At 69.1% G+C, this 15,628-nt stretch carries 13 protein-coding genes; 6 read left to right on the forward strand and 7 right to left on the reverse strand.

Translation table 11 applies throughout. From position 1 onward, the window contains the following. Positions 1-4: 4 nt before the first annotated feature. On the reverse strand, positions 5-1,354 hold the full coding sequence (locus AC07OZ_RS21070) for a type IV pili methyl-accepting chemotaxis transducer N-terminal domain-containing protein (RefSeq protein WP_495469036.1): 1,350 nt from the start codon (positions 1,352-1,354) through the stop codon (positions 5-7). Positions 1,355-1,679: 325 nt separating this feature from the next. Here AC07OZ_RS21070 and AC07OZ_RS21075 point away from each other — a divergent pair, with 325 nt between their 5' ends. The 5 genes from AC07OZ_RS21075 to cobA are packed head-to-tail and all read left to right on the forward strand — an operon-like array spanning position 1,680 to position 9,798. Continuing rightward, entirely contained in the window at positions 1,680-3,047 is a 1,368-nt protein-coding gene (locus tag AC07OZ_RS21075; RefSeq protein ID WP_495469037.1) for an MFS transporter, read from the forward strand. A gap of 50 nt (positions 3,048-3,097) precedes the next feature. Further along, positions 3,098-5,587, forward strand: a complete 2,490-nt coding sequence (nirB, locus tag AC07OZ_RS21080; RefSeq protein ID WP_495469392.1) for a nitrite reductase large subunit NirB — start codon at positions 3,098-3,100, stop codon at positions 5,585-5,587. Between the two features lie 10 nt (positions 5,588-5,597). After that, the gene (gene nirD, locus AC07OZ_RS21085; RefSeq protein ID WP_377159815.1) at positions 5,598-5,978 is read left to right on the forward strand and encodes a nitrite reductase small subunit NirD; all 381 of its coding nucleotides are present in this window, start codon (positions 5,598-5,600) and stop codon (positions 5,976-5,978) included. Between the two features lie 47 nt (positions 5,979-6,025). Further along, positions 6,026-8,902, forward strand: a complete 2,877-nt coding sequence (locus tag AC07OZ_RS21090; RefSeq protein WP_495469393.1) for a nitrate reductase — start codon at positions 6,026-6,028, stop codon at positions 8,900-8,902. Next, positions 8,899-9,798, forward strand: a complete 900-nt coding sequence (cobA, locus tag AC07OZ_RS21095) for a uroporphyrinogen-III C-methyltransferase (protein ID WP_495469038.1) — start codon at positions 8,899-8,901, stop codon at positions 9,796-9,798. The genes AC07OZ_RS21090 and cobA overlap by 4 nt, the downstream gene beginning before the upstream one ends. On the opposite strand, the gene AC07OZ_RS21100 is transcribed toward cobA, so the two are convergent. The 4 genes from AC07OZ_RS21100 to AC07OZ_RS21115 all read right to left on the reverse strand — a co-directional run bounded on the left by AC07OZ_RS21100 (position 9,766) and on the right by AC07OZ_RS21115 (position 13,550). Further along, entirely contained in the window at positions 9,766-10,938 is a 1,173-nt protein-coding gene (locus AC07OZ_RS21100; RefSeq protein ID WP_495469039.1) for a YbfB/YjiJ family MFS transporter, read from the reverse strand. The two genes, cobA and AC07OZ_RS21100, sit on opposite strands and share 33 nt — an antisense overlap. Further along, entirely contained in the window at positions 10,938-11,258 is a 321-nt protein-coding gene (locus AC07OZ_RS21105) for a type II toxin-antitoxin system RelE/ParE family toxin (RefSeq protein ID WP_495469040.1), read from the reverse strand. Before AC07OZ_RS21105 ends, AC07OZ_RS21100 begins: the two co-directional genes overlap by 1 nt. Continuing rightward, positions 11,255-11,509 (reverse strand): hypothetical protein, encoded by a 255-nt coding sequence (locus tag AC07OZ_RS21110; RefSeq protein ID WP_495469041.1) that lies wholly within the window; start codon positions 11,507-11,509, stop codon positions 11,255-11,257. The genes AC07OZ_RS21105 and AC07OZ_RS21110 overlap by 4 nt, the downstream gene beginning before the upstream one ends. A gap of 169 nt (positions 11,510-11,678) precedes the next feature. Further along, positions 11,679-13,550: a methyl-accepting chemotaxis protein gene (locus tag AC07OZ_RS21115; RefSeq protein WP_495469042.1), complete on the reverse strand. Its 1,872-nt coding sequence runs from the start codon at positions 13,548-13,550 to the stop codon at positions 11,679-11,681. A gap of 181 nt (positions 13,551-13,731) precedes the next feature. Between AC07OZ_RS21115 and AC07OZ_RS21120 the strand changes: the two genes are divergently transcribed. Then, positions 13,732-14,514 (forward strand): type III pantothenate kinase, encoded by a 783-nt coding sequence (locus tag AC07OZ_RS21120; protein WP_495469043.1) that lies wholly within the window; start codon positions 13,732-13,734, stop codon positions 14,512-14,514. Between the two features lie 21 nt (positions 14,515-14,535). Here the strand turns inward: AC07OZ_RS21120 and AC07OZ_RS21125 are convergent, their stop codons facing one another. Then, positions 14,536-15,015 (reverse strand): tautomerase family protein, encoded by a 480-nt coding sequence (locus AC07OZ_RS21125; RefSeq protein WP_495469044.1) that lies wholly within the window; start codon positions 15,013-15,015, stop codon positions 14,536-14,538. Positions 15,016-15,140: 125 nt separating this feature from the next. After that, positions 15,141-15,560 (reverse strand): YybH family protein, encoded by a 420-nt coding sequence (locus AC07OZ_RS21130; RefSeq protein WP_495469045.1) that lies wholly within the window; start codon positions 15,558-15,560, stop codon positions 15,141-15,143. Positions 15,561-15,628: the final 68 nt, after the last annotated feature.

The raw sequence follows: 15,628 nt of genomic DNA on the forward strand, positions 1-15,628 counted from the left end.
CCCATCAGCCCAGGATGATCTGCAGGCTCTGCTGGTAGTGACCCGTGAGCAGTTCCAGCCGATCGAGCATCACCTCGCTGCTCCGCGCCAGCCCTTCGGCCGCTTCGCGGCCGTGGGCGTCGCGCACGCTGCGCATCAGTCGAAGCCACTCGGCACCGACTTCGGCGAGCAGCGCGCGGATCGCGTCGCTCGACAGCGGCGAGGACTCCAGCTCCGCCAATCCCGCGGCGAAGCGGTCGAGACTGTCGAGCAGTTCAGCCGGGGTTCGTCCCGGCAGCAGGTCGACGAGCAGCGCCTCCTTGGCCAGCAACTGGCTCAGCATGCGCTGCCGTCCGCAGACGTTGACGACGTGCAGCGGCTTGCCTCCGCCCGAGGCCGCGAGCGCCGTCGCCAGTGCGTCCGAATGGGTCAGCAGATCCTGCGCGGCTGCATCAGCGGCGCTCAGCGCGTCGACGCTGGGCTTGCCGGCGAGCAGCGGTTCCAGCCGGCGCCAGGCGTTGATCACGGGATCGACGAGTCGGACAGGTGTTCCCGTCGACAGACCTTCCACGAACGCCGCCGGCGATGACGATGTCGTCGGCGTCAGACCCGCCACCAGCGACGGCAGTCGCGCCAGGTTCGCCGCGACGCGCGCGCAGGACTCGTCCTGCAGCGCCTTCGCGCGTTTGACCTCGATGCCGGCGGCGCGCTGCGCCATCAGCTTCACCAGCCGCTGGCTGAGCATGCGTTGCTGGCCGGCGAGGTTCACCGCTTCAGCCAACTGCGCCGACTGCACGACCGAGCGCGCCACCTCGCCCAATCGCAGGTGCGCGTGCATCGCCGCATCGCGCAGCAGGCGGAATGCGCCGTCTTCATCGAGATCGCGCGCCGACATCAACAGTCCCTTCGCGCGATCCGTCCACTTGCGATCTTCCAACTGTGCCCGCAGCGCCGAGAAGCGGGTGAATGACCCGACGGCCCAGCGCAACTGGCGACGCAGCGCCGCAGGCTCGGGCATCGACTCGAGCAGGACCTGCACGCCGAGGGCCATCGCGCGCTGTTGGAAGTCGTCGGGCAATCGATCCGCGCCCAGGAAGATGCACACGCCCGGCAGCATCAGCCCGGCGGCTTCCAGTGCGGCCAGCCAGTCCGGCCCGTTGGACGCGTCGCCGCCAAGGTCGAGCACGAACGCGTCCATGTCCCGTTCCTGTGCGGCGCGCACCAAGCTGTCGCGCTCCGGCTGGTGCACGGCTGCCGCAATCCAGTGCGCGGCGGGGTCGGCGGCCAGCTCGGCGGCGCCCAGCAGCAGCACGCGGCGCGGCAAGGTCGGGTCGTCATGGGGATCGGAACCGGGCGGTGCGGGAGAGTCGGACATGGCCTCGGGCAGGGGCTGGAACCAGGGCGTGACAGAGGAGGGCGGCCGCGGGCGACGGATGCGCGACGCAACGCCGGCGAAGCGCCGCAGCATAAGCCTGCACAGGCTCCGCGTTGAAGAAATCCCGACCGCCGCGCTCGCTGGCATGCGACTTGCGAAGTCCCCGGCGTGGCGCAACGACGCGCCGCACCCTCGCGGGGCTTCGGCCCCGCGGTCTTCGCGCCGGATCGTCCGCGATCCGATGCTTCATCCGTCAGAAGGCCTCGCCGAGCCCCGTGCTCGACGCGGCCTTTTTTCGTTTCCAGCCACCCAGAGCAATTCCGCCATGGCAGCGTTCCGCACTTTCCTGCGCTCCGGCCACGCCCCGACCCTGGGCGCGGCGTTCCTGTACTTCGCCTGTTCCTGCTGCATCTGGGTGCTGAACGGCGCGCTCGCGCCCTTCATCAGCGAGGCCTACCAGCTCACCGCCGCGCAGAAGGGCCTGATGCTGTCCATCCCCATCATGGCCGGCGCGCTGATGCGTTTCCCGCTGGGGGTGCTGTCGCAGTACATCGGCCGCAAGAACGCGACGCTGGTGGAGATGGCGCTGATCGCCGTCGCGATGAGCTACGGCTACTTCATGGTCGACGGCTACGGCGACCTGCTCGCGATGGGCGTGCTGCTGGGCATCGCCGGCGCGAGCTTCGGCGTGGCGATGTCGCTGGGCTCGGGCTGGTATCCGCCGAAGTACAAGGGCCTGGCGATGGGCCTCGTCGGCGCGGGCAACGTGGGCACGGCGGTGTCGGTGCTGGTCGCGCCGCCGCTGGCGCAGTGGCTGGGTTGGCAGAGCGTCTACGCGATCGCCGCCGCCGCGATCGCGGTGCCCATGGTCGTGATGGTGGTCTTCGCGAAGGAACCGCCCGACGTCGACACCCACGCCGGCCTGCGCGATCACGTCGCCTGCCTGTTCGAGAAGGACGGCTGGGCCTTCAGCCTGCTCTACGCCGTGACCTTCGGCGGCTTCATCGGGCTCACGACTTTCCTGCCGACCTACTACCACGACCAGTTCGGCGTTTCCAAGATCGCGGCCGGTCAGCTGACGATGCTGGCGGCGTTCATGGGGGCGGCCGTGCGCGTCTTCGGCGGCGCGCTGTCGGACCGCTGGGGCGGCGTCAATGCCCTGACGGTGGTGCTGGTGGTGGTGACGGTCTCGCTGCTGCTCATCGGACCCGCCAACGGCTCGCTGGTGCTGACGACGGCACTGTTGATCGTCTGCTTCGGCGCACTGGGCGCGGGCAATGGCGCGCTGTTCCAGCTGGTGCCGCTGCGCTGGCCCGCGGCCACGGCGGTGGCCGGCTCGATGATCGGCGAGATCGGCGCCCTCGGCGGCGGCGCGGTCCCCAACCTGATGGGCCTGTCCAAGCAATGGGCCGGCACCTACGCGTGGGGTTTCGCGGCCTTCGCCGTCTTCGCGCTCGCGATGCTCGGCCTGCTGCGCGTGATGCAGGCCCGCTGGACCCGCAGCTGGGTCGGCGCCGGCGGCCGCGCGCATCCCGCCACGCCACCCCCAATCCCCGCGACTGCAGCAGCTGCTGCTACCGCTGCTGCCACTGCACGGGCGCCTCTCTCACTCCCTCTCCCGCTTGCGGGAGAGGGCAGGGGTGAGGGCCGGGGTCTCCCGACCGCCACCTTCCGCATGGAGCGCTCCGCATGAACGCCACCACCGAACTCGCGCATCTGAACACCCCAGCCGGAACCCCCGCCATGAAGAAGATGAAGCTCGTGATGATCGGCAACGGCATGGCCGGCGTGCGCACGCTGGAGGAGCTGCTGAAGATCTCCCCCGACCTCTACGACATCACCGTCTTCGGCGCCGAGTCGCATCCCAACTACAACCGCATCCTGCTCAGCCCGGTGCTGGCCGGCGAGCAGACGCTGGACGAGATCATCCTGAATCCCTTGTCCTGGTACGAGGACAACGGCATCACGCTGCACCTGGGCAAGACGGTGAAGACCATCGACCGCATCAAGCGCAAGGTGATCGCCGACGACGGCACCGAGGCCGAGTACGACCGGCTGCTGATCGCCACTGGCTCCAATCCCTTCATCCTGCCCGTGCCCGGCAAGGAGCTGGAGGGCGTGATCGGCTACCGCGACATCACCGACACCAACACGATGATCGAGGCGGCGACCAAGTACCGCCACGCCGTCGTCATCGGCGGCGGCCTGCTCGGTCTGGAAGCCGCGAACGGCCTGATGCTGCGCGGCATGCAGGTCACGGTGATCCACATCGCCGGTTGGCTGATGGAACGCCAGCTTGACGACCAGGCCGGCGATCTGCTGCGCAAGTCGCTGCAGGAACGGGGTCTGCGCTTCCGCATGGGCGCGCAGACCGAGGCGCTGATCGGCGACAAGGATGGCCGCGTGATGGCGGTCCGCTTCAAGGACGGCGAAGAGATCCCCTCCGACCTCGTCGTGATGGCCGCGGGCATCCGCCCCAACACCGCGCTGGCCGAGAGCGCCGGCATCCACTGCCACCGCGGCATCGTCGTCACCGACACGCTGCAGACGGTCACCGATCCCCGCGTCTACGCCGTCGGCGAATGCGCCGCGCACCGCGGCATCGCCTACGGCCTGGTCGCGCCGCTGTTCGAGCAGGGCAAGGTCTGCGCGAACCACCTGGCGCAGTTCGGCATCGGCCGCTACCTCGGCAGCCAGACCAGCACCAAACTGAAGGTCACCGGCATCGACCTGTTCTCGGCCGGCGACTTCATGGGCGGCGAGGGCGCCGAAGAGATCGTGATGAGCGATCCCTTCGCCGGCGTCTACAAGAAGCTGGTCATCAAGGAGGACCAGTTGGTCGGCGCCTGCCTGTACGGCGACACCGTCGACGGCAGCTGGTACTTCAAGCTGCTGCGCGAGGGGCGCAAGATCGGTGACATCCGCGACAAGCTGATGTTCGGCGAGAGCAACATCGGCGACGTCGGCCACCAGGGCCACAACAAGGCCGCGGCGATGGCCGACAGCGACGAGGTCTGCGGCTGCAACGGCGTCACCAAGGGCGCCGTCTGCAAGGCGATCAAGGAGAAGGGCCTGTTCACGCTGGAGGAGGTGCGCAAGCACACCAAGGCGAGCGCGAGCTGCGGCTCCTGCACTGGCCTGGTCGAGCAGCTGCTGATGTTCACCGCCGGCGGCGACTACTCGTCGGCGCCGAAGAAGAAGGCGATCTGCGGCTGCACGGACCTGAGCCACCAGGAAGTGCGCGACGCCATCTTCAAGGACCACCTGGTCAAGCTGGGCGACGTCTACGCGCGCCTGAACTGGAAGACGCCCAACGGCTGCGCGACCTGCCGGCCGGCGCTCAACTACTACCTGCTCTCGTCGTGGCCCAAGGAGGCCGTCGACGATCCGCAGTCGCGCTACATCAACGAGCGCAGTCACGCGAATATCCAGAAGGACGGGACCTACTCGGTGATCCCGCGGATGTGGGGCGGGGAGACAACCGCCGATGAGCTGCGTCGGATCGCCGACGCCGTCGACAAGTACAAGATCCCGACCGTCAAGGTGACCGGCGGCCAGCGCATCGACCTGCTGGGCGTCCGCAAAGAGGATCTGGTCGACGTCTGGCGCGACATCGGGATGCCCAGCGGCCACGCGTATGCGAAGGCGCTGCGCACGGTGAAGACCTGCGTCGGCTCCGAGTGGTGCCGCATGGGCACGCAGGACAGCACGCAGATGGGCAAGGACCTGGAGCGTGCGATGTGGCGGATGTATGCGCCGCACAAGGTGAAGTTCGCCGTCAGCGGCTGCCCGCGCAACTGCGCCGAGGCCGGCATCAAGGACGTCGGCATCATCGGCGTGGACTCGGGCTGGGAGATGTACGTCGCGGGCAACGGCGGCATCAAGACGGAGGTGGCGCACTTCCTCGTCAAGCTCAAGACCTCCGAGGAGGTCATGGAATACACCGGCGCGTTCATGCAGCTCTATCGCAAGGAGGGCTGGTACCTGGAGCGCACCGTGCACTACGTGAGCCGCGTGGGCCTGGACCACGTGAAGCGCCGCATCCTCGATGACCACGAGGGACGCAAGGCGCTGTGGGCCGAGCTGCAGTTCGCGCTCGACGGCGAGCCGGACCCGTGGTTCGAGTTCGCGAAGGCGCAGGTCGACGTGCGGCAGTTCGAGCCGGTCGCCACCGTTCAAGCCGCTGCCGGCGCCACGGCTGGCGCCAGCAGCCAAGCCGCCGTTCAAGCGTGAGGAGCACCCGATGACCAACTGGATCTCCGTCTGCACCGTGGCCGACATCCCCGTGCTGGGCTCGCGACGCGTCGCTCGCGAGAAGGGGCCGCAGGTCGCGCTCTTCCGCACCGCCGACGACCGCGTGCATGCGCTGCTCGATCGCTGTCCCCACAAGGCCGGGCCGCTCAGCCAGGGCATCGTGTTCGGCAACGCGGTGGCGTGCCCGCTGCACAACTGGACCATCGCGCTGGAGAACGGCTGCGCCCGCGAGCCCGATGAAGGCCGCACGCCGGTGTTCCAGGTGAAGGTCGAGGACGGCGTCGTGCTGCTGGACCGCGACGAGCTTGACACGGTCGGCATCGACCTGCCGCCGGTGAAGGCCGGGCCCTGCACGCGTGTCGCCTGCTGAGCGGTGATGACGTGGTCGCTGAGCCGCTGTCCTCGATGAATCCGGACATCCGCACCACGCGCTCGACCTGCCCGTACTGCGGCGTGGGCTGCGGCGTGCTGATCGACGCGGCGGGCGAGGGCGCGGACGCGCGGATCGTCGGCGTGCGTGGGGATCCGGACCATCCGGCCAACTTCGGACGACTGTGCACCAAGGGGTCGACGCTGCACTTGACCGCGACGCCGCTGGTGCGCGCGCAGCAACGCCTGCTGCAGCCCGCGTGGCGACCGGCGCGCGAGGAGCCGCTTCAGACGCAGGACTGGGGCACGACGACGCAGCGCCTCGCGGATCAGTTGCTGGCGATTCGCGCCGAGCACGGTCCCGATGCAATCGGTTTCTACATCTCGGGGCAGTTGCTGACCGAGGACTACCACGCATTCAACAAGCTGGCGCGCGGGCTGATCGGCACCAACAACATCGACAGCAACTCGCGGCTGTGCATGAGCTCGGCCGTCGTGGGCTACAAGCAGTCGCTGGGCGCGGATGCGCCGCCCACCTGCTACGAGGACCTGGAGCAGACGGACTGTCTGTTCATCGCCGGCGCCAACACGGCGTGGGCGCATCCGATCCTCTTCCGTCGCATCGAGGCGGCACGCGCCGCCCGGCCGGGGATGAAGATCATCGTTGTCGATCCACGCCGCACCGAGACGGCCGAGTTCGCCGATCTGCATCTGGCGTTGAAGCCGGGCAGCGATGTCGCGCTCTTCCACGGGATGCTGCATGCGGCGATCTGGGAGGGCTGGATCGATGCCGCTTTCATCGCGCAGCACACGAGCGGATTCGACGCGCTGAAGGCGCTGGTGCGCACGATGACGCCGGCAGAATCGGCGCGGCTGACCGGACTCAAGGAAGCGGACATCCTCCAGACGGCGCAGTGGTTCGCGCAGTCGCCGTCGACGCTGTCGCTGTACTGCATGGGTCTCAACCAGAGCACCAGCGGCGCGGCGAAGAACACGGCGCTGATCAACCTGCATCTCGCGACGGGACAGATCGGCCGCGCGGGCGCGGGACCGTTTTCGCTGACGGGCCAGCCCAATGCGATGGGTGGCCGCGAGAGCGGCGGCATGGCGACGCTGCTGCCCGGGCACCGCGATCCGGGCAACGCCGCGCATCGCGCGGAGATCGCGGCGATGTGGGGCGTGGACACGCTGCCGGAGCGGCCCGGCAAGACGGCGGTGGAACTGTTCCAGGCGGCGGCGCGCGGCGAACTCAAGGCGCTGTGGATCGCGTGCACGAACCCGGCGCAGTCGATGCCCGACCAGGCGCTGGTGCGAGCGGCGCTGGAGCGCTGCGAGCTGGTGATCCTCCAGGAGGCGTTCGCCGGCACGGCGACGGCGGCCTTCGCCGACGTGGTGCTGCCGGCGACGACCTGGGCGGAGAAGGAAGGCACCGTCACCAACAGCGAGCGTCGCATCAGCCGTGTGCGCGCGGCGCTGCCGCCGGCCGGCGAATCGCGCGCCGACTGGCGCATCGTGCGCGACGTGGCGCACCGTGTCGAAGCGGCGCTGCGGCCGGGAGTGCCGTCGCTCTTCGCCTGGGATCGCGAAGAGCAGCTCTGGCTGGAGCATCGCGCGGCGACGCTCGGAAGGGACCTCGACATCGGCGGGCTCAGCTATCCGATGCTGGAAGAGGCGCCGCGGCAGTGGCCATGGCCTGCGGGTGCAAGCGCCGCGAAGATGCGGCTCTACGAGGACGGCGAGTTCGCGCATGCGGATGGTCGGGCCCGCTTCGTCACGAAGCCTTTCGCGTCGACCGCGGAGGTGCAGGACGCGAAGTTCCCCTTGGCGCTGAGCACCGGCCGCTTGCGCGACCAGTGGCACGGCATGAGCCGCAGCGGCACCGTGGCGAAGCTCTTCGCCGGGGAGCCCGGTCCGGCGCTGACGATGCCCCCGCAGGACATCGACCGTCGCGGCCTGAAGGCGGGCGCGCTGGTCCGCGTGCGATCGCGCCGCGGCGAATTGATCGTGCCCTTGCGCGCGGACGAGGGTGTCGGCGCACAGCAGGCCTGGATGCCGATGCATTGGGGCAGCGAGTTCCTCGGCGGGCGCGGCCTGTCGGGCATCAACGCGCTGACGCAGCCCGTCTACTGCCCAGACTCCCGGCAGCCGGAACTGAAGTTCACCGCTGTGGCCGTCGAAGCCGTCGATCTGCCGTGGCGGGTCTTCGGCGCGGCATGGGTTCGTCCTGGCGAGGGCGCCGCGCTGCGCGGCCAGCTGCGCGGCCTGATGGCGGAGGCCGACTACGCCTGCTGCCTGCCCGGCCCGGCGCAGGACGGGCCAGAAGGACAGGAAGGGCAAGAAGGTCCGGGAGGTCGGCGCGCGTTGGAGGGCTGGAGTCTCGAACTCGCCTTCTCGGAGCCGCCGCCCGCAGCGGTCGTTCAGGCGTTGGCTGCCGTGCTGCAACTCAACGGTGTTGGCGTGCTGCGTTATGCCGATGGACGTCGTGGACGCAGCCGCTCATTGCGACTCGACGGCGAAGGCGCGGAGGCGAAGTTGCAAGCGCTGATGCGCGTCGGCGAGGGCAGCGAGGCCGCGTGGCTCGACGCCCTCTGGCGAGAACGCGCGCCGGTCGCGCCGTTCGGACGGCGCCTGCTGGCACCCGATGCGGAGCAGCCCCCGGTCGCGGTCAGTCCGCAGATCTGCAATTGCTTCAACCTGCGTGAGGACGCGATCTCCGCGTGCCTCCGCCGCCAGCCGGACGGGACGCCCGAGGCTCGCCTCGCCGCACTGCAGGGCGAGTTGCGCTGCGGCACGCAGTGCGGCTCCTGCCTGCCGGCGCTGCGGCGCCTCGTGCAGACCGTGGGGCCTAAGACCGCGGCCGCATCGTCGTCGTTGCTGTCGATCCCGGCGATGCCCGTCTCGAATCAAGTGAAGGAACCGACATGAACCCGCTCGATGCCAGCCCGATCGCCAGCCAGACTGCCCGTTCCCTGAGCGTGTCCCTCGTCGGCGCGGGGCCGGGCGATCCGGAACTGCTCACGGTCAAGGCGTTGAAGCGCCTGCAGCAGGCGGAGGTCGTCTTGACCGACGACCTGGTCGACACGCGCGTGCTGGCCTGCCTGCCGGCCTCCGCACGTGTGCTGCGCGTGGGCAAGCGCGGCGGCTGCGTGTCGACGGAGCAGCGCTTCATCCACGAGCTGATGATTCGCGAGGCCCGGTCCGGCGCCCGCGTCGTTCGTTTGAAGGGCGGCGATCCGTTCGTGTTCGGACGCGGCGGCGAGGAGGTCGACGCATTGCGAGAGGCCGGCATCGAGGTCGAGGTGATCAACGGCCTGTCCGCGGGTCTGGTGGCGCCAGCGTCCGTCGGCGTGCCGGTCACGGACCGGCGCTGCACGCCGGGCGTGGCCTTCGTGACCGGGCACAACGGCGAGCATGGCATCGCGCCGGACTGGGAGGCGCTGGCGCGCAGCCGGCTCACGCTGGTCGTCTACATGGGGCTGACGCGGGCTGCGGTGATCGCGCAGGCGTTGCGCGATGGCGGACTGGCCGCGGAGACCCCGGCGGTCATCGTCAGCGCCGCCCACACGCCGCGCCAGCGCGAGTGCTTCACGACGCTCGCCGACCTGCCCGCCGCGATCGAGCGCGAGGGATTGCCGAGCCCGGCACTGCTGGTCATCGGCGAGGTGGTGGCGCTGTCGCCGCAATGGCGGGCAGACGTCGGCCTCGACGGATCGAGGGAACCGGGAGCCTTGAAGAACGAACGGTTGGAAGCGGCCGCGGCGGCCGGCGTGGCTGCGAACATCGAGGACTCACGCGTCGCCGCGCGCTTCCAGGCCGCGTAGCCTGAGCATGATCAGCATGCCGACGGTGAGCACGGCGGCGGTCAGCCAGAGCGACGCGCGATAGCTGCCGCTGGCTTGCGCCATCGCGCCGGCGAGCGCGGGCGCGGTGACCTGCGCGACGCCGTAGCTCAACGTGAGGCGCGCCATCGCCTTGCCCGGATTGCCCGGCGAGCGCCGGCCGACGAGCGCGAGGGTGAGGCTCACGAGGCCGATGAAGGTCGCGCCGTAGAGCAGGGCGCCGGTGAGCGCAGCGGCAAGACTGCCGGACAGCATCGGCAGCACGACGGAAACGATCTGCAGCGCGAAGGCGGCGAGCAGCGCGTTGAGGTCGCCGAATCGACGCGCGACGCGATCCCACAGGAACACGGCCGGCGTGGCGGAGAGCCCGACGAGCAGCCAAGCCCATGGCCCCTGACCGTGGAGCAGCGGCTGACGTTCGACGATGGTGACGATGAAGGTCGCGCTGATGACGAAGCCCCAGCCGGCGCAGAAGTAGCCGGCGATCATCCAGCGCATCCACCGGGTGCCGGGCGCGTCGGTGCCGAGCACAGCAGTGGCGGGCGGCGGCACAGGCGGACGCCACCACCAGGTGATCGCGAGCAGGGGCACGCCGATGACGACGAAGCCCCACCAGTGTCCGGCCCAGTCGAGAGCGAGTCGGTCCATCGCCATCGCGCCGATGGCGGAGACGACGATGCCCAGGCCGAGTCCCATGAAGTGGACGCCCAGCTCGGGACGTCTGCCCGCGCGCATCAGGAAGCCCAGCACGAGGCCCGAGCCGAGCAGCATGCCGGCGGCGCCGCTGAGTCCGCCGAGGTAGCGCGAGACGGCCCACAGCGCGAGGTTGGGCGCGAGCGGCATCATCGCGGTGGCGACGAGCCCGAGCAGCATGCCCCAGAAGTACAGCCGCGATCGCCAGCGCGGATCGTCGATGAGCGCGGCGAGGACGGCGCCGCTCATGTAGCCGGCGTAGTTGACGGCGGCGAGCGTGCCGCCCATCGCGTCGCCGAGCCCGGCTTGATGCTGCATCAACGGCAGCACCGGCGTGTAGGCGAAGCGCGCCAGGCCGATGCTCAGGATCAGGCCGGCGATGCCGCCGGCGGAGACTTGCCAGGGATGGAGCGAGTCGGCGCGGGTCATCAGTGTTCGCGGAAACGGCGAGGGATATCGCGTCGTTCGTGGATGACCCGTACGACTTGCACTGCGCTCTCGCGATCGAGATAGAAGACCAGATGGGGGAACTTCGTCAGTCGCCACGTACGCAGGTCAGTGACCTGAAGGAGAGGGCGATATCGCGGGGAACCCGTCCCCGATGCGCGCGAAATATGGCGGAGCGCGCGCGTCACCTCCGAGTGGAGCGCTTCGACGGGAAGCGCCCCTCCTTCCTGTTGGTAGTACTGGCTGATTTCATGAAGATCGCGAGCCGCTCGGGGGAGGAGAAACAGGTCCTTTCCGATCATTGTCCGGACTCCCACTTCTTGGCTTCCTCGTCGAGGATCTTGCCGAGATCGAGGTAGCCGGACATATCGAGTTCCACCGGCTTTCCGGAACGGATGCCTTCCAGAATCATGTCGCGCATGTACTTGCGATCGCGCTCCTTGTCGATGAGGTCGAGCAGGTAGTCCGTCGGAGACTCGAACCCTTCGCGTTGAGATTCCTCCTGAACGAACTGCTCCTGTTCAGCGGAGAGAGTCAGGGTGCGGGTGTTCATGAAAGGAATCGAGTTGATGGGAAGAGAGGAGAGCGTACGCGGGTGATATTGACCGTGAGGCATCGGGGGCTCTCGGAGTGAAGAAGGCGGTCAGCCTACGCTCGCTCAGGACGCCCAAAACCCATTCCCGAAGCAAAACGACCTCTATTCAAGAGGTCGTTGCGCTAGATCAAAAAGTTTCCCAATCGCCGTCGGGAGCAGCCGTTGCGCTAGGCCCCGACGGAATCGGCGCGGCCGGTTTTGGTGTAGGCGTCGCGTTGGGCGCTTTCGGTGCTGGCGCCTTGGTGACAGGTCTTGCCACCGGTTTCGGCGTGGCCGCCTTGGCCGTGGTCTTGGCGACTGACGGCTTGGTTGCGGTTGAAGGCTTCGGGGCAAGCGGCTTCTTCGCGACGGGTAACGCCGCCGGACGCGGAGCGGCTGCCGGTTTCGCGACCGGTGCGGCGACGCGAGTGATCGGCGCAGGCGCCGCGGCGACGCTCGTCGCATCACCCGGCTTCGGCTTGGGATCGCTGACCTTGAAGTGACCCACCAGGGCGGTGAGCTTGCGCGCCTGCTCGCTGAGCGATTCGGCGGCGGCCGCCGATTCCTCGACCAGCGCGGCGTTCTGCTGCGTCATCTGGTCCAGCTGCGCCACCGACCCGTTGACGCTGCCGATGCCCTGGCTCTGCTCCACCGTGCTCGCGCTGATCTCGCCGATGATGTCCGACACGCGCTGCACGCTGGCGACGATCTCGTTCATCGTCGCGCCGGCATCGCGCACCTGCTGCGAGCCGACCTCCACCTTGGTCACGCTGTCGCCGATCAGCGCCTTGATCTCGCGCGCCGCGCCGGCGCTGCGCTGCGCCAGTGCCCGCACCTCGGACGCCACCACCGCGAAGCCCTTGCCGTGCTCGCCCGCGCGGGCCGCCTCGACGGCCGCGTTCAGCGCCAGGATGTTGGTCTGGAACGCGATGCTGTCGATGACACCGATGATGTCGTTGATCTTCTTGGCCGACGCGTCGATCTGCGCCATCGTGCCCACCACGTCGCCCACCGCCGTGCCGCCGCGCTGGGCCACCTCGGCCGCGCTGCCCGCCAGCTGGTTGGCCGTGCGCGCGCTCTCGGCGCTCTGCTGCACGGTCCCGGTCAGCTGCGACAGCGACGAGGCCGCGTGCTGCAGGTTGGACGCGGTCTGCTCGGTGCGCAGGCTCAGGTCCTGGTTGCCGCTGGCGATCTCCTGGCTGGCGGTCTGCATGCCGTCGGCACTCGCGCGCACTTCGCGGATGACCTTGCGCAGCGAACTCTTCATCGCGGCCAGCGCGCGTTGCACGTCGCCGATCTCGTCCTCGCGGTACTCGCGTTCGACGTGGAACAGGTCGCCCTCGCCGATGCGCTCTGCCTCGGACATCAGCGACTTCAGCGGCGCCGAGATCGTGCGCACGAAGTAGGCCGTGGCCAGCGCCAGCAGGCCGACGATGACCGCCATCAGCGCCGCCACGCCCCACACGGTGCGCATGCGCTCGGCGCCCGCGGCCTCGCGCAGCGACGCGGAGCGCTTCTGCTGCAGCGCGACGAACTCCTGCTGCGCGGCCAGGTATTGCTCGATCGCGGGCACGACCTTCTGCTTCAGCGCCTGGTGCGAGCCGTCGTTGTCGCCGCCGGCCTTGAGCTTGTTGGCGTCGTTGCGCGCGGCGATGTAGGCCTTGCGCTGCTCGGCGATCCTGGCCATCGCGGCCTTGTCGTCGTCGCCTTCGGCCAGCGCCTCGAGCTGCTTCTGGACGTCGTTGATCGTCTCGGTGGTGCGGGCGATGTCGCCCTTCATCGAGTCGGCGACGGCGTTGTCGTTGGCCGCCAGCCCGGCCTGCACGCGGCTCGCGTTGGCCTCCGTGAGGCCGCGCCAGCGCAGCGCGAGTTCGAAGCGCTGTTGCTGCCGCTCCTGTGTCACCTGGGCGACTTCCAGCAGCGAGCGTGTCCGGGACGCCGCTCCCAGCGACATGACGACCGTCATGACGGACATGACGGCGACGGGGATCCACAGTCGCGTGGCGATGGAGAACTTCATCGGTCCGGAGCCTTGTTGTTGTGTCGACGGCGTCGCCCCGGGGTGGTGCGACGAGCCTCGATTCAATCCTAAATCGGCTGTCCGGTGCACCGGCTTGAGGACAAACACTGCTAACCTGCCGCCCTGTCCCTCACGGCACTGACATTTCCCAAGTTCTCCACACTTGCTGGCATCTCCTCCCATGAGCTTCCTGGCCATCGACATCGGCAACACCCGCCTCAAGTGGGCGCTTTATGCCGGCCCGCAGCCGGGCAGTCCGATGCTGGCGCACGGCGCGCAGTTCCTGGAGAACATCGAGAAGCTGGCCGAGGACGACTGGGCGAAGCTGCCCGCGGCGCCGGGCAGCATGCTCGGCAGCAACGTCGCCGGCGACGCGATGCGGCATCGCGTCGAGGAGCAGATGGAGGAGATCTGGGACATCGAGCCGCGCTGGGTCGCCTCGTCGGCGCAGGCGGGCGGCGTGACCAACGGGTACGACCATCCGGGGCGCCTGGGCGCGGACCGCTTCGTCGCGCTGATCGGCGCGCGGCACCACGTGGTGGCACGCGGACGCGGGCAGCCGCCCAAGCCGGCGCTGGTGGTGATGGTGGGCACCGCCGTGACCGTCGACGCGCTCGACGCGGACGGCCGCTTCCTCGGCGGGCTGATCCTGCCCGGCCACGGCATCATGCTGCGTTCGCTGGAAGGCGGCACGGCCGGCCTGCGCGTGCCGACCGGCGAGGTGCGAGAGTTCCCGACCAACACGTCGGATGCGCTCACCAGCGGCGGCAACTACGCGATCACCGGCGCGATCGAGCGCATGCATCGCCACATCCTCAAGCGTTGCGGCCAGGCGCCGGTCACGCTGATGACCGGCGGCGCGGGCTGGAAGGTCTCGCCGGCGCTGGACATCCCGCACGAGCTGATCGACTCGCTCATCTTCGACGGGCTGCTGGCGCTGCAGGCGCATCGGCTGGCGCTCTGAGCTGCCCAGCCGCCGCGAGGCTCACACGTCGACCTTGAACCCCAGGTCGATCTCCGATGCCGGCAAGCCGCCGCGCAGACCCCAGTTCTCGCGCTCGACTTCATTGAGCGAGATCGTGATGTGGTCGGCGGGGATGTCGAGCGCGACCAGGCGCTCGACGATGCTGCGATAGAGGCGACGCTTCGCCTCGATCGTCCGGCCGGCGAAAGCGGTGACCGTGACGAGGGTGTAGCACTCGGGGCGAGACAGACGCGGCGGATAGATGAACCGGTGCGGCTCGTACGCGACGAGGCGCACGCAGCGGTCCTCGGCCGGAATCTTGAAGCCCTCGACCAGCGCGTCCTGAACGGCTTCGATCAACTGGACTTCCTGTTCCTGCGAATAGGCGCGGCGGACTTCGATGAGGGTGCTCGGCATTGGCGTGGCTGTGGAGGGCGACGGGCCCTCCAGCTTATCGCGACCGTGGCGGCCGAGGCGGACGGAGACGTGGAAGTGCGGCATGGCGGGATCGATGTCCACTCGTTGAGGAGATGCCAGTCTCGCCACGTCCTTCGAGGGCAGCATGAGCCCGGGGTGAGGTCGATGTGAAGTCGGTGTCCCCGGTGTCTTCCCGCGTTCTCGATCCCTCAGCGGGTCACGACCTGCTTGCTCTCGAAGTCCACGGGCACGGACGTGTGCTGATGGACGACACGCCACGTGCCGCCGTCGTTGCGCAGGAGCACCGTGAGGCGGTTCTCGGTGGATCTCAATGGCTGGCCATCGGCGTCGAGCGCGGCGAACTCGAGCGTCGCCGAGCCGCCTGCCACCTGCGCATCGTGCCAGGACTTGACGTCCTTCGCCGTGACGCGCACGCGCACGTCGCGGATGCCTTCGAACCAGCCGGCGATCATGCCCGCCCAGTCCTCGCGGCCGGCGTACTCCCAGCGGTTCCAGCTGTCGAAGACCTGGACGTCGACCGCGTACAGATCGACGAAGCGCTGCAGATCGCGGTCGAGGACCGCGGCGGCGTAGTCACGCAGGAAGGTGTGAACGGGATCGACGGTCATCGCTGCTCCTGGAGTTCATCGAAAGTGGATCAAGGACGACGAACGAGGCCGGCGCATTTCGACATGAC

The organism is Roseateles sp. GW821-FHT09G03, assembly GCF_059416045.1.

Bases quoted from the DNA above. Each gene is read 5' to 3' on its own strand.
- AC07OZ_RS21070 (WP_495469036.1), bottom strand. From the start codon at position 1,354: ATGTCCGACTCTCCCGCACCGCCCGGTTCCGATCCCCATGACGACCCG.
- AC07OZ_RS21075 (WP_495469037.1), top strand. From the start codon at position 1,680: ATGGCAGCGTTCCGCACTTTCCTGCGCTCCGGCCACGCCCCGACCCTG.
- nirB (WP_495469392.1), top strand. From the start codon at position 3,098: ATGAAGAAGATGAAGCTCGTGATGATCGGCAACGGCATGGCCGGCGTG.
- nirD (WP_377159815.1), top strand. From the start codon at position 5,598: ATGACCAACTGGATCTCCGTCTGCACCGTGGCCGACATCCCCGTGCTG.
- cobA (WP_495469038.1), top strand. From the start codon at position 8,899: ATGAACCCGCTCGATGCCAGCCCGATCGCCAGCCAGACTGCCCGTTCC.
- AC07OZ_RS21100 (WP_495469039.1), bottom strand. From the start codon at position 10,938: ATGACCCGCGCCGACTCGCTCCATCCCTGGCAAGTCTCCGCCGGCGGC.
- AC07OZ_RS21105 (WP_495469040.1), bottom strand. From the start codon at position 11,258: ATGATCGGAAAGGACCTGTTTCTCCTCCCCCGAGCGGCTCGCGATCTT.
- AC07OZ_RS21110 (WP_495469041.1), bottom strand. From the start codon at position 11,509: ATGAACACCCGCACCCTGACTCTCTCCGCTGAACAGGAGCAGTTCGTT.
- AC07OZ_RS21115 (WP_495469042.1), bottom strand. From the start codon at position 13,550: ATGAAGTTCTCCATCGCCACGCGACTGTGGATCCCCGTCGCCGTCATG.
- AC07OZ_RS21120 (WP_495469043.1), top strand. From the start codon at position 13,732: ATGAGCTTCCTGGCCATCGACATCGGCAACACCCGCCTCAAGTGGGCG.
- AC07OZ_RS21125 (WP_495469044.1), bottom strand. From the start codon at position 15,015: ATGCCGCACTTCCACGTCTCCGTCCGCCTCGGCCGCCACGGTCGCGAT.
- AC07OZ_RS21130 (WP_495469045.1), bottom strand. From the start codon at position 15,560: ATGACCGTCGATCCCGTTCACACCTTCCTGCGTGACTACGCCGCCGCG.